At 57.7% G+C, this 12,803-nt stretch carries 10 protein-coding genes and 2 pseudogenes; 5 read left to right on the forward strand and 7 right to left on the reverse strand.

Annotated features, from left to right (window positions below; translation table 11 throughout):
• Positions 1 to 107 precede the first annotated feature (107 nt).
• Positions 108 to 767: a nitroreductase gene (locus tag HF327_RS16480; protein ID WP_198461369.1), complete on the forward strand. Its 660-nt coding sequence runs from the start codon at positions 108 to 110 to the stop codon at positions 765 to 767.
• Between the two features lie 462 nt (positions 768 to 1,229).
• A complete protein-coding gene (gene thiC / locus HF327_RS16485) occupies positions 1,230 to 3,173 on the forward strand; it encodes a phosphomethylpyrimidine synthase ThiC (RefSeq protein ID WP_236024232.1) in 1,944 nt (647 codons plus the stop codon).
• 157 nt (positions 3,174 to 3,330) lie between these two features.
• Here thiC and HF327_RS16490 read toward each other — a convergent pair whose 3' ends face one another.
• Positions 3,331 to 4,776: an MBL fold metallo-hydrolase gene (locus tag HF327_RS16490; RefSeq protein WP_198461371.1), complete on the reverse strand. Its 1,446-nt coding sequence runs from the start codon at positions 4,774 to 4,776 to the stop codon at positions 3,331 to 3,333.
• A gap of 474 nt (positions 4,777 to 5,250) precedes the next feature.
• Positions 5,251 to 5,849 (reverse strand): annotated as a pseudogene (locus HF327_RS16495) (integrase core domain-containing protein).
• A 65-nt stretch (positions 5,850 to 5,914) separates the two neighbouring features.
• Between HF327_RS16495 and HF327_RS16500 the strand changes: the two are divergent.
• A pseudogene (locus HF327_RS16500) lies at positions 5,915 to 6,195 on the forward strand (IS5/IS1182 family transposase); the annotation flags it as partial.
• A gap of 146 nt (positions 6,196 to 6,341) precedes the next feature.
• Here the strand turns inward: HF327_RS16500 and HF327_RS16505 are convergent.
• The 3 genes from HF327_RS16505 to HF327_RS16515 form a co-directional block, all read right to left on the reverse strand.
• On the reverse strand, positions 6,342 to 6,734 hold the full coding sequence (locus HF327_RS16505) for a VOC family protein (protein WP_198461373.1): 393 nt from the start codon (positions 6,732 to 6,734) through the stop codon (positions 6,342 to 6,344).
• A gap of 119 nt (positions 6,735 to 6,853) precedes the next feature.
• The gene (locus HF327_RS16510) at positions 6,854 to 7,360 is read right to left on the reverse strand and encodes a GNAT family N-acetyltransferase (protein ID WP_198461375.1); all 507 of its coding nucleotides are present in this window, start codon (positions 7,358 to 7,360) and stop codon (positions 6,854 to 6,856) included.
• A 202-nt stretch (positions 7,361 to 7,562) separates the two neighbouring features.
• Positions 7,563 to 8,693: an ABC transporter substrate-binding protein gene (locus HF327_RS16515; RefSeq protein WP_236024237.1), complete on the reverse strand. Its 1,131-nt coding sequence runs from the start codon at positions 8,691 to 8,693 to the stop codon at positions 7,563 to 7,565.
• A 430-nt stretch (positions 8,694 to 9,123) separates the two neighbouring features.
• On the opposite strand from HF327_RS16515, the gene HF327_RS16520 reads away from it, so the two are divergent.
• Positions 9,124 to 9,813, forward strand: a complete 690-nt coding sequence (locus HF327_RS16520; protein WP_198461377.1) for a hypothetical protein — start codon at positions 9,124 to 9,126, stop codon at positions 9,811 to 9,813.
• A gap of 102 nt (positions 9,814 to 9,915) precedes the next feature.
• Here the strand turns inward: HF327_RS16520 and mog are convergent, their stop codons facing one another.
• The gene (mog, locus tag HF327_RS16525; protein ID WP_198461379.1) at positions 9,916 to 10,518 is read right to left on the reverse strand and encodes a molybdopterin adenylyltransferase; all 603 of its coding nucleotides are present in this window, start codon (positions 10,516 to 10,518) and stop codon (positions 9,916 to 9,918) included.
• On the reverse strand, positions 10,511 to 11,191 hold the full coding sequence (gene yjgA / locus HF327_RS16530; RefSeq protein WP_198461381.1) for a ribosome biogenesis factor YjgA: 681 nt from the start codon (positions 11,189 to 11,191) through the stop codon (positions 10,511 to 10,513). Before yjgA ends, mog begins: the two co-directional genes overlap by 8 nt.
• A 65-nt stretch (positions 11,192 to 11,256) precedes the next feature.
• Here yjgA and pmbA point away from each other — a divergent pair, with 65 nt between their 5' ends.
• On the forward strand, positions 11,257 to 12,678 hold the full coding sequence (gene pmbA / locus HF327_RS16535) for a metalloprotease PmbA (RefSeq protein WP_198461383.1): 1,422 nt from the start codon (positions 11,257 to 11,259) through the stop codon (positions 12,676 to 12,678).
• Positions 12,679 to 12,803 lie beyond the last annotated feature (125 nt).

The raw sequence follows: 12,803 nt of genomic DNA on the forward strand, positions 1-12,803 counted from the left end.
GCGCCATCAGGGCAAGCACGGGGCTGTTGCGGCTGATACGTATCCGTGGTGACTTGTGGAAAGTGCAACAGCTTCTACACTGCAGTGCAGCAAATCAGGAAAGACCCATGAACATCGAAAAAGCCTTGCAGCAACGCCGCTCCGTGCGTGCTTTCACGCCCCAGACCGTTCCCGGCGAAGTGGTGCGTACCTTGCTGGAAACCGCATCTCAAGCCCCTTCCGGCGGCAATATGCAGCCCTGGCGCGTGACGGCGGTGGGCGGTCAGGCTCTCAAGGACTTGAGCGCCAGGGCCAAGGTCACTGAGCCCGTGCAGCGCCCAGGTCTGTCTTACCCGCCCGGCCTGTGGGAGCCCTATCGCAGTCGCCGTTTTGAAAACGGCGAAGAGCTGTACCAGGCCCTGAACATCGGCCGCGAAGACAAGGGCGCTCGCCTTGCGCAACTGGCCAAAAATGGCGAGATGTTTGGCGCGCCCGTGGGCATCTTTATCGCCGTGGAAGAGCGCATGGGCTATGCGCAGTGGGTGGATCTGGGGATCTACCTGCAATCGTTCATGCTGCTGGCGGCCGAGAAGGGTCTGGCCAGCTGCGCACAGGGCTTCTGGCGCATGTACAACGACATGCTGATTGAGCAACTGGCGCTGCCGGGCGGCTACCAGATCGCTTTTGGCATTGCGCTCGGTTACGAAGATACGAGCGCGCCCATCAACCAGTGGCGATCGAGCCGGGCGACCAGCGGTGAGTGGCTGGCGCTGCAGGGGCTGGATTAGACGCTTGTCGGTCACCACAGTTAAACTGCCGCCATCTTTCGCCTTTTGAGGCGAATCAGGCCTATACTGAATGCTGCTCCGGGGTGTGCGAAAGCGCTGAGAGACCAGAGATTGAGCTGTTGAAAGACAGCTCAGTCAAGGCCAACCCGACGAACTTGATCCGGTTCATACCGGCGGAAGAAGAGCGGGACCCTGACGCAGGGCCAGAGAATTGAACGGCAAGGCGCCACTACGCCAGCACCCCTCAATACTTTGGCCCAGCAAACCCCAGGCGCTTCTCGCGTACTGGGGTTTTGTCTTTTTAAAGGCACCCGGTGCGCAGAGGACAAGGCTGAAATCCATGTATTTCAGCGGCACAGGCCAGACACCTTCACACGGTGCAGCGCCAGTGCAGGGAAAGTCAGCACAGGGCCGCACTCCACGGAGCGTTGAGACAACTTCACACGCTTTACGGAGACTGCGATGAACGCCCCTGATTCCATCTTTACGCCAGCTGCTGGCAATGCCCCTGATGCCACCCGTTTTGCCGAGCTGCTGGCCCAGTCGCGCCAGCCGTTTCCGGCATCCACCAAGAGCTATCTGAACGGCGTGGTCCATCCCGACCTGCGTGTGCCAGTGCGTGATATTGCGCTCACCAATGGCGAGCAGGTCAGCGTGTATGACACCTCGGGCCCCTACACCGATCCCGCTGTGCAGATCGACGTGCGTCAGGGCCTGCCAAGCCTGCGCGGTGCGTGGATTGAGGCGCGTGGCGACAGCGAGTATTACGTGGGCCGCCAGCGCGTGGCGCTGGACGATGGTGGCAAACGCGGTGAAGAAGACCTGCGTGTGGAGCAACTGCGTGCCGAAGCCGCTGCTTTGCAACGCCAGCCCCGTCGCGCCAAGAGCGGCCAGAACGTGACACAGATGCATTACGCCAAGCGCGGGATTATCACGCCCGAGATGGAATATGTGGCCCTGCGCGAAAACGGCCGCCGCGAATGGATGGAGCAGTACCAGCAAGACGCTGCGCGTGAATTGCGCTTGGCTGGCAACAGCATGGGGGCGTCCATCCCCAAGATCATCACCCCTGAATTTGTGCGCGACGAGATCGCCCGTGGCCGCGCCATTATTCCCGCCAATATCAACCACCCCGAAATTGAACCCATGGCGATTGGCCGCAATTTCAAGGTCAAGATCAATGCCAACATCGGCAACTCCGCCGTCACGTCGAGCATTGAAGAAGAGGTTGAAAAACTGGTCTGGGCGATCCGCTGGGGTGCGGACAACGTCATGGACCTGTCCACCGGCAAGAACATTCACACCACACGTGACTGGATTGTGCGCAACTCGCCCGTGCCCATCGGCACCGTGCCGATTTACCAGGCACTGGAAAAAGTCGGCGGCATTGCCGAAGACCTGACCTGGCCTATCTTCCGCGATACGCTGGTGGAACAGGCCGAGCAGGGCGTGGACTATTTCACCATCCACGCGGGCGTGCGCCTGGCCTACATCCACCTCACGGCCCAGCGCCGTACCGGCATCGTCTCGCGCGGAGGCTCCATCATGGCCAAGTGGTGCATGGCCCACCACCGCGAGAGCTTCCTGTACGAGCACTTTGAAGACATCTGCGACATCATGAAGCAGTACGACGTGAGCTTCTCGCTGGGCGATGGCCTACGCCCCGGCTGCGCATCGGACGCCAACGACGAAGCCCAGTTTGCCGAGCTGGCCACGCTGGGTGAGCTGACCCAAGTCGCCTGGAAGCACGATGTGCAGACCATGATCGAAGGCCCCGGCCATGTGCCCATGCACATGATTCAGGCCAATATGACCGAGCAGCTCAAGCACTGCCATGAGGCTCCGTTTTACACCCTTGGCCCGCTGACCATCGACATCGCCCCCGGCTACGACCATATTGCCAGCGCCATCGGTGCGGCCATGATCGGCTGGATGGGCACGGCCATGCTGTGCTACGTGACGCCCAAGGAGCATCTGGGCCTGCCCGACCGCGACGACGTCAAGCAAGGCATCATCGCGTACAAGATTGCCGCTCATGCTGCCGACGTGGCCAAGGGCCATCCCGGTGCCCGCTCACGTGACGACGCACTCTCGCAAGCGCGCTTTGACTTCCGCTGGCAAGACCAGTTCAACCTGGGGCTGGACCCCGACACCGCACAGGCCTACCACGATGAAACCTTGCCCAAGGACAGCGCCAAGGTGGCGCACTTCTGCTCCATGTGCGGACCCAAGTTCTGCTCCATGAAGATCACGCAGGAAGTGCGAGAATTCGCCGCTGCCAAGGGACTGGCTGAAGATCAGGCGATTGCCGCCGGCATGCAAGCCAAGGCAGGCGAGTTCAACAAGTCGGGCGGTGATTTCTACATTCCCATCATCAGCGCATCGAGCGATACGACGGCGCGTTGATTTGAGATGAAATAGTGCTGTAGCGCTTGTGTATCAAGCGCCACCTGCTATTCAAAAAAAAGGGCAAGCTGTTTGGCTTGCCCTTTTTTTATGCGGCTGTGGTCAGCGCCCCAGTTCTTCCACGACCTTATGTGAGGGGCGTTGACTGCGCAGGAGATCACTGCATGACGGATTTGAGCTGGCTCTTGAGAGTGAGCATGTGCTGGATATACACCGTCAGCTCTTGAGTCGGCATGCCCGGCTGTACGCGCAAGGCATAAGCATCCAGCGCCGTTTGCAGCACATCTTGGTTGGTGGGCTCGGCAAAGTAGGCGATATCGGCGAGCTGGCAGGCTAGAGCTGGATCGCTTTGGCTTAGTCGCTTGATCTGATCGTTGATCTTTTGCACGCCGCCGCTCATGGCCACCATCTGCTTGCTGAAAGTCGCGCGAGCTGCGGGGTCCCATTCCGAAGGGATGCCATTCCACCAGCCGCCGTACTCCTTGAGCACCATGCTGGCGACGTTCTTGAAGCGCACATAGGTCTCCGCCATGTCTTTGCGGCCGCGCAGCTTCTCGGGTAACTGCACTGTGGCCACGATTTCGTCAGGACGCTTGTCGGCGTTGAGGCCAGCAATCACCTGATCCACAGCGGAGCTGAGCATGTTGGCCGAGGCCAGCAGCTTGTCCTGTACTTCCGCCGCATCGGTCAGTGCCGGGCCATGCATGGGCAAAAGCAAGTCGGGCTTTGTGGCGGCCATATCACGCAGGGCCTGAGCCCATTCAGCGACGTAGCGCTGGCGGCGCTTGCCATTACCGGCGTTGAGCAAAAATGGCTGCCAGTAATCGGCGCTTACCACAATCTTGCGCGTAGCCACATTGACCCAGAGCTGGTCTGCAGATTCGCCGCGTGCGTGAGTGAGGACGAATTCGTCGTCACCAATCTTCAGCGTCTTCTGGCCGGTGAAGGTCTCGGTGGGAAGAATGGCATCTGTTAGCTTGCGCGGCACATCGCGCGGGTCCTGACTGTTCAGCTGCACGATGGAGTAGTTCGCTGTGCGCGTGTCCAGATCCATCTCGGCCAGGTACTCCTGGGTGGTGATGATGCGTGGCTTTTCACCGGCTTCCAGCAGTGACCAGGCGCCAAAGCCGTGATCTGCATGGTGGTGGGTGATGATGATGGTGTTGACCGGCTTGCTGCTGAGCTTGCGCAGTGTCTCCAGCAGCGCGGGGCCTGCGGGGGCATAGCCTGCATCGACCAGAACCAGACCTTCACGGGTCTCGAATACGGCGATGTTGACGTACGGCATGCGCAGCAGCCAGGTGCCCTTGCCATGAGGCTCGACCGTCATCTTGGCGCGCGCATCGGCAATCGCCTCTGCATTGGTGCGGCTGTACATGTGGTTGGCAATGGCAATGGATTGCTCTCCGCCAAAGCCTGCGTTGGCATTGGAGGTCAGTGTCTTGAGCACATTGGGGTATTGCAGCATCAACTCTTTGCGCAGTTCGAATTTCTTGACCGCTTGGGAGTCTGGCTTGGCGCTATCGGCCGGCGTTCCCGCCGCATGCGCGGACAGTGTCATTCCCAGTGTGAGTGCAGCTGTTTGAAAGAAGTGTTGAATCACAGTGCCTTCCTTTAATGATTTTTTATGCAATGACTAATTGATGATGCGCGTCATGGATATCAGTCTTTATTTTTTAGCAGTTGAAGTTAATTTCGATAGTCTTTTCTGACTAAGGTGTACTACTGAATTTTGTAAAAATACTTGTTCAAGCGGTCCTTCTATTTCTATGCAATTTATCCAAGTGTTTGAACTGAATAAATTTTCCATTTGTTTATAAAATATTTTTGATGTTTTTTGAAAAATCTGCTGAAAATAGTCTGAAGGGACGATGATGAAAATTGGTTTTGTATCAATTATTTATAATTGGTTTTTTAATTTAGTGATTTTGCTGAATATTCATTGGTGTGGTTTCCCATGTTAGGCGGCGCTGTTGCATAAATGCTGCTTGAAGCGAACTACCTTAAACCCTAGCCGTGGCTATGCCACGGCTGCCGTCTGAGGACGACCTGAAGCCTCCTCGGTTTCCTGCGCCACCTAAAAGCGGAGGTTGTGGAAACATTTAACACGAAACGCGACCGGCGGAATACGACCTAGCGATTCATGTGGACGATGGTGGTTATAGCGATGCAGCCAGTCCTCGGTCATCAAGCGCACTTCCTGCAACGATTCAAAGACATAGCAGTCGAGCAGCTCCATTCTGTGAGTTCTGTTGAAACGTTCGACATACGCGTTCTGCGTCGGCTTGCCCGGCTGAATGTGGTTCAGCTCTATCTCTTTACTCTGTGCCCATTGTTTCAAGGTCTGGGCGATGAACTCCGGCCCGTTGTCCATGAGAGTGGACTGCGGCACCCCGAGGACCTCGGCAAGCTCTTCCAATGCCCGCACCACTCGTTCAGGGCATGGTGCGCGAGCGCCAAATCGGCATACATGCGCTTGAGCTTGGCGTTCTCTTCCTACAACGGCCGCATCTGGGTCAGATGGGACACGGACACCCCTGAATACTGCCTCTTCCACTTGTAGTACGTGGCGTCGCTGATGCCGTGCCTGCGGCAGGTGTCACCGACTTTGGCGCGGAGCCCGGCCTCTTTGAGGATGCCGACGATGTGCGCTTCACTGAATCTGGGTTTCTTCATGCAGATACCTCTGTGGGGTGGACTCTCTACTTTTGAGTGGCGCGAAGATTCGAGGAGGCCTCAAAATTCCGCCACGCAAGAATGCTTGGATACGCAAAGGTTCTGCCTTGTGCATCGCAACGCGGCAATAGCTGCATGTAGGCGGTTTGGGCGAAAAATATGGAAAGTTTGGAGTGGCTACAACCGCAGAAGTTTGGTGGAAACCAAGGTGCACTGCATCAAGCGAATGGGTGAGTGCGTGATGTCTCGAACATTTGAGCGCCAAGTCAATGAGCTGCACATCCGGGTAGCTATCTTGAATCGTTTTACTGAACTAGGCCGTCCTCAGACGGTGGCCGTGGCATAGCCACGGCTGGGGTTGGGAGTGATTCATCCAAAACTGGAATTATCCAACAGTGCCTGTTCGGCTCGTGCTTTCTATTGAACCTTACATCACATAATCGATTTGCCGGAATGGCCTGGATGTCCTATTTATTGCCAATTAAATGCAAATTAACTCCCAATTGGCGTGCAAAGTTCTATCAAGGTGCCGTCAGGGCTCCGAACATAAGACACGACCTGCCCCCAGGGCTTGGTGATTGGCTTGGCAAGTTCCATCGCGCCAGCGCTGATAGCTCGTGCATGTGCGGCCTCTACGTTATCGGTGACCAGTCCAACTTCCATTCCCAGGGGCTTGGCCGATTCAGAGGCCGCGATATGGCCGCCGGGGAAGTTGCCTTCGCCCAGCTCATGCGCAGCAAAGGCCAGTGTCGTTTCGCCGGTGCTGAGTTCGCCGTAGGTGCCGGATTCATGCAGGAATTTCACGGCAAAGCCAAACGCGGAGGTGAAAAATTGCAGGGATGCTTCTACGTTGGGAACGTAGACGATGGTGTAGCCAAGCTTCATGGTGAGTAAACGGGTGGTTGATAGGGATGGGTCTCAACAACTGCAGCCTGACTTGCAGTCAATCACCGCAGTGAGAGATTGACAAGTGCAGAGCACAGGCTCGCAGAAAAGGGGGCAGCCTATTCTGTGGCTTCAAAGGCTGTTTGATACTGCACGCTGCCCACGGGACAGTCTCCGTTCAGCGACAGTGCTTGAAAGTACTCCGGCGGCACACCTTCAAGCGTAAGGCCCGGATGAACCTTGAAGCCAAAGCGGCGGTAGTAGCCAGGGTCACCAAGGAGTACGCAGCCAGCGCCGCCCAGTCGTTTGAGCTCGGCCAGCGCGGCGTTCATCAATGCCGAGCCTATGCCCTTATTCTGGCGATCAGGCCTGACGGAGATGGGGCCCAGTCCATACCAGCCCGTGGCCCCCGAGGAAATTCGGACCGGAGAGATGGCCACATGGCCAACGATTTCATCGTTCTCGACTGCGACGAGAGAGACGGTGAGCTGCTTGTTGCGGCGCAATGCATTGATGATGAATGACTCGGTATGGCTTGAATGCTCTTCATGTTCGAATGCCGCAGCGGTCAAGGCCGTGATGGCGTCTATGTCGTCGCTGCTTTCGTTGCGGATGGTGATGTTCATATGGCGCTCAGATCAATGTCGCACTGCACGGTGGACGAGTGCAAGATAGTGCAACCATAAACCAGCAGCAGGCAGATTCATTCAGCTCCAAGTCTGAGATTCGGGTGCAGGCGAGTAAATATCAAAACCATTAAAAAAGGCCTTGCCTGTGTAGAGCAAAGCCTTTTGAGCGTTTTGAGCGAAACGTTGGTGACGTACTGGCTTAGCGCCAGTACTGGCACTTGCTTTCCGCCTTGGTGGTCCAGATTTGCTCAGCGGGCAGCTTCTTGACGATCTTGTAGTAATCCCAGATACCCTTGGATTCGGCGGGTGACTTCACCTGCATCAGGTACATATCGTGCACATAGCGGCCGTCTTCGCGGATATAGCCCTGACCGAAGAAGTCGTCGATCTTGGTGCTTTTCAAGGTCGCCATGACCTTGTCGGCATCCAGCGTTCCCGCCTTCTCCACGGCCTTGAGGTAGTTCATGGTGGCCGAGTAGTCGGCGGCCTGAATTTCGCTGGGGCGGCGCTGAGTCTTGGCCATGAAGGCATCGGCAAATTTGCGCGAGCCGTCATTCATATCCCAGTACCAAGGAGCAGTGAACTGCATGCCCTCGGTATTCTTCAGGCCCAGGCTGTGAATGTCCGAGAAGAACACCAGCAGACCGGCCAACTTCATGTTCTTGGTCACACCAAACTCTTTGGCGGCCTTGATGGAGTTGATGGTGTCGCCGCCCGCATTGGCAAGACCCAGAATCTGTGCCTTGCTGTTTTGGGCCTGCAGCATGAAGCTGGAGAAATCGCTGGCGTTGAGCGGTGTCTTGACCGAGCCCAGTACCTTGCCGCCGCGCGCTTCGATGATCTTGGTGGTGTCCGCTTCCAGCGCATGGCCGAAGGCATAGTCAGCTGTCACAAAAAACCAGTTCTTGCCGCCACCATCCACGATGGCTCCGCCCGTGCCTTTGGCCAGGGCAACAGTGTCAAAGGCGTAGTGCACGGTGTAGGGGCTGCATTGCTCATTGGTCAGGGCCGAACTGCCTGCGCCGTTGTCGATGAAGACGCGTTTTTTTTCCTGGGCTACCTTGGCCATGGCGAGGGCTGTGGCAGAGTTGGTGCCGCCAAACACTAGGCTGATGCCTTGCGTGTCAATCCATTCGCGGGCCTTGCTGGCCGCGATATCGGCCTTGTTCTGGTGGTCTGCCGTCAGTAGCTCAATGGGCTTGCCCAGCACCTTGCCGCCAAAGTCGTCAATCGCCATCTGGATGGCGACGCCGCCGTTCTTGCCTTCCACGTCGGCATAGAGACTGGACATGTCGGTGATGAAGCCGATCTTGACTTTGTCCTGCGCCATGGCCGGTGAGGCAAAGGCTGCAGCCAGGGCCAGACCCAAAAGGGTGGTGCGGCTGGCCTGGATGGCCGGAGATTGAAGGGAGGCAGGCGTTGACGAGCGGTGCATGAAGTCTCCTGTGAATGTCAATGACAAGCAAAATCAAGTCGCGTGGCGGTTGCTCAGGTGCGGCTTGGCTGCAGCAGCAGTGGGACCCCAAGTTGGTTTTAAGATAGTTGTGGTGCTAACTGCTGCATTGCATCGAGCATGTTAGGACTGGCTCACGGCCCTTACATCGGGGCAAGCACTTGCGGGAAATCCCAAGTGGCAGCATTCAGCGCAACTCATGCAAGCCTTGCCGCAAGCCAAGTGTGAGAGGCCTCGAGTGACTGGGTGCTCTTGCTAGACTGCCCAGAGCCCTCAATGCCCATCACCAGAAGTGTTCAAAAAACTCATGAAAATCCAAAAAATTCTGCCCATCTCCATGGCTTGTTTGTTTTTTGCTGCGGGCGTGCATTCGCAAGAGCCGGTAAAGGCCCCTCTGAATCCGCAGCAAGTCACGGATTTGTTTATCAAGACGCTGGTGCATACCGATGCGACCGCCATGAAGGCCTTGAATGAGTATCAAAGGCCCGCACGTGCCGAAGCGGGTAATAGCGGTGATTTCATCGATATTGAAAAAATGCAGGAGACCGATCGCATTTATGCAGATCATCTCGCCCCCAAATTTCTGGCGAATATGAAGCTGACTGTAGAAGAGCAGAAAGCTTTGTTGCCAGACACCGTGGCCTTGCTGCAAAGCGTACGTGATGCGCAAAAGCGTACGGTCTGTACAACCGGCGAGGCCAAGCCCCAGACTGAAGGTGTCAGACAAGGCGTGGTGAGCATTCTTGTGCCTTTTGCATGCAAGGCTGTGAACCCGACAGAAAAGGTCACGGCCATGATGCGCCGCTCTGTGGCGGAGAAATGGACGGGCATCGAGAAATACCGCACTGAAGTGGCGCAGCTCACAGCGGCTTATCAGAATGCGCCTCTGACTCAGGATTTCAATGGAGACTTTATTCTCCAGCGCTTCAGCAAAAGCACGGTCTGGCAAAATACCTTTCCCCGCGAGAGCCTGGATATCAGCCAAGCGCTTTATTGACCTGCGCTGAAGAAGTGCGGTCGATATTCAGGGCCAATGACTGAGTCTCCAGCCAACAAAAAAGCAGCCATCAAGCTGCTTTTTTGTTGTGTACGCAGCTTATTAACTGCGTGGCGTGCGAATGGCGCTTTTGGGGCGAAAAGCTTTGCAGACCTCGTCATGGGTTTCAAGATAAGGCCCGCCAATCAGGTCGATGCAGTAAGGCACGGCGGAAAAAATGCCGTTGACCTTTTGCTGGCCGTCCGCGTCCTTCAGGCCTTCCAGTGTCTCGGCAATCGCCTTGGGCTGACCGGGCAGGTTGATGATCAGGCTGCTGCCGCGAATCACCGCCACCTGGCGCGAGAGGATGGCCGTGGGCACAAAGCTCAGGCTGATCTGGCGCATTTGCTCGCCAAAACCGGGCATTTCCTTGTCGGCTACGGCCAGAGTGGCCTCGGGCGTCACATCGCGCAGCGCAGGGCCGGTGCCGCCGGTGGTCAGCACCAGCGAGCAGCCTGCATCCACCAGCTCGATCAGTGCGGCACTGATGCCGGCCTGCTCGTCGGGGATCAGACGTGCCTCAAACGTGATGGGGTTTTGCAGCGCGCGGCTCATCCAGTCCTGCAGCGCGGGCAGACCCTTGTCTTCATAAACGCCGCTGCTGGCGCGGTCGCTGATGGAGACAATGCCGATCTTCACGGCATCGTGCGGAGCTTGATCACTCATCGCTGTCGTCAGTTGCTGCGGCGCTGGACTTGCCCGCTTTGGCCAGCTGCTCACGCACCAGCTGGAACAGGTCGCGGTAGGCGCGGCCCTTGCTGACTTCCTTGGGCTCGGCATCGGGGCTGGCGGCCTGTGCGGCAGCGGCTTGCTCTTTGGCTTTTTCGATGTCCTTGCGGGATTGGCGAATCAGCGAGCGCAGTTGCTGCACATCGGTTTCGGGGAAGTGTTCCAGCCAGATGGCTAGTGCGCCGTCTTCCACGATCAGGCGGTCGCGCCATTGCTCGGAAACCTGAACGGACATCTTCTCGCTGGGCGAGCCGTTGCGTTGCTCATCCAGCGCCTGCTTGACGGCGTTGAGCTGTTCATCCGTGAGCTTGCGCATGAGCTTGCCCACGTACTGGAGTTGGCGGCGCTTGCCTTCAAAGTTGGTGATGCGCTTGGCCTCGGCCAGAGCATCGATCAGCTGATCGGAGATTTGCAGGCGCTTGAACAGGTCGCTGCGTAGCGTCATCAACTCCTTGCCGAGGTCCTGCAGCGCATCCATTTCGCGCTTCAGGTCCGTTTTGGTGGAGTCGTAGGTGCCTTTGAGTTCGGCTTTCAGTTCAACGTCCAGCTCGCTGCCTTCGGCAACGAACTTACCGCGAACAAAATAGCCTTTTGTAGGTTTGCGTGACATGGTAAGGGGGCAATATCTGTGGCAGCACAGAGGGCGCTGCAGTGGCGGCTATCATATCCGCCGCTATGAAAAAACCTCGCTCCAGCATTACAAGCACTTCTAGTGCAAAGGCCCAATCTGAACCGCAAGCCGGTTTCAGCTTCAGCCAATCCTTTTTTGAAGGCCTGGTGGACCAGGCTCTGAAGCACGCCAAAAAGCTGGGTGCGACGGACGCCGGAGCCGAGGCTTCCGAAGGCTGCGGCCTCTCGGTCAGCGTCCGCAAGGGCGCGCTGGAGACGGTGGAACGCAATCGCGACAAGTCGCTGGGCGTGACCGTGTACCTGGGCCAGCGCCGTGGCAATGCCAGCACCTCGGACTTCTCTGAAGCCGCGATTCAGCAGACCGTGCAGGCGGCTTACGACATCGCCCGCTTCACCGCCGAAGACCCGTTTGCCAGCCTGCCTGACAGCGCCGATATTGCGCTGCCCGGCACGCACCGCGATCTGGAATTGTTCCACCCCTGGGATATCAGCAGCGAAGCCGCTGCCGAAATGGCCCTGCGCTGCGAAGAAGCAGCCTTCAAGACCCACCGCCGCGTGAGCAACAGCGAAGGTGCGGGTGTCTCGGCCCAGCAAAGCCATTTCTTTACCGCACACACCAATGGTTTCCGGGGTGGCTATGCCAGCTCGCGCCACAGCCTGTCGGTGGCACCCATCGCCAAGCTGCCCGGCAAGAACGGCGAGATGCAGCGCGACTACTGGTACAGCTCCATGCGCAATGCGGCCGACCTGGCATCGCCAGAAGCCGTGGGCCGTTACGCCGCAGAGCGCACGTTGAGCCGCCTGGGCAGCCGCAAGATTCCCACCACTGAATGCCCGGTGCTGTTTGAATCGCCTCTGGCCGCAGGCCTGCTGGGTGGTTTTGTGCAGGCCATCAGCGGCGGTGCGCTGTACCGCAAGAGCACCTTCTTGCTGGATTCCATGGGCAAGCCCGTCTTTCCCAAGCACATCGACATTGAAGAAGATCCCTTCATCTTGGGCGGCAAGGGCAGCTCGCCCTTCGACGAAGAAGGCGTGCGCGTGCAGGCCCGCAAGGTGGTGGATACCGGCCGTGTGGAAGGCTACTTCCTCTCCAGCTACTCGGCGCGCAAGCTGGGTATGAAGACCACGGGCAATTCCGGTGGTTCGCACAATCTGGTCATGACTTCGCGCCGCACCAAGGCGGGCGACGATCTGGATGCCATGCTGAAAAAGCTGGGCACCGGCCTGTTCGTGGTCGAGTTGATGGGTCAGGGCGTGAACTATGTGACCGGTGACTATTCGCGCGGCGCAAGCGGCTTCTGGGTGGAGAACGGTGAAATCGCCTTCCCTGTGGATGAAATCACCATCGCAGGCAATATGAAGGACATGTTCAAGGGCATCGAAGCCATTGGTGCCGATGCCTATAACTACGGTGCCAAGACCGTGGGCTCCATCCTCATCAATCGCATGAAGGTCGCGGGCAGCTGATGGCCTGATCTGTGCGGCGGATGCAGCCCAAGGCGAAGCGCGATGGCACTTCGCCTTTTTTATTGCCGCTGGGCCGCCCCCAAGGCAATCAGCGGCCCCTCGGGGGGGGACAGCGGCCACACGCC

This window comes from Comamonas suwonensis (assembly GCF_012844455.2).
In the GTDB taxonomy this organism is placed as follows: Bacteria; Pseudomonadota; Gammaproteobacteria; order Burkholderiales; family Burkholderiaceae_C; genus Comamonas; species Comamonas suwonensis.

Excerpts from the sequence above, each read along its gene's own strand:
- pmbA (WP_198461383.1), top strand. The coding sequence starts at position 11,257 with ATGAAAAAACCTCGCTCCAGCATTACAAGCACTTCTAGTGCAAAGGCC.
- HF327_RS16480 (WP_198461369.1), top strand. The coding sequence starts at position 108 with ATGAACATCGAAAAAGCCTTGCAGCAACGCCGCTCCGTGCGTGCTTTC.
- thiC (WP_236024232.1), top strand. The coding sequence starts at position 1,230 with ATGAACGCCCCTGATTCCATCTTTACGCCAGCTGCTGGCAATGCCCCT.
- HF327_RS16505 (WP_198461373.1), bottom strand. The coding sequence starts at position 6,734 with ATGAAGCTTGGCTACACCATCGTCTACGTTCCCAACGTAGAAGCATCC.
- HF327_RS16515 (WP_236024237.1), bottom strand. The coding sequence starts at position 8,693 with ATGGCGCAGGACAAAGTCAAGATCGGCTTCATCACCGACATGTCCAGT.
- mog (WP_198461379.1), bottom strand. The coding sequence starts at position 10,518 with ATGAGTGATCAAGCTCCGCACGATGCCGTGAAGATCGGCATTGTCTCC.
- HF327_RS16520 (WP_198461377.1), top strand. The coding sequence starts at position 9,124 with ATGAAAATCCAAAAAATTCTGCCCATCTCCATGGCTTGTTTGTTTTTT.
- yjgA (WP_198461381.1), bottom strand. The coding sequence starts at position 11,191 with ATGTCACGCAAACCTACAAAAGGCTATTTTGTTCGCGGTAAGTTCGTT.
- HF327_RS16510 (WP_198461375.1), bottom strand. The coding sequence starts at position 7,360 with ATGAACATCACCATCCGCAACGAAAGCAGCGACGACATAGACGCCATC.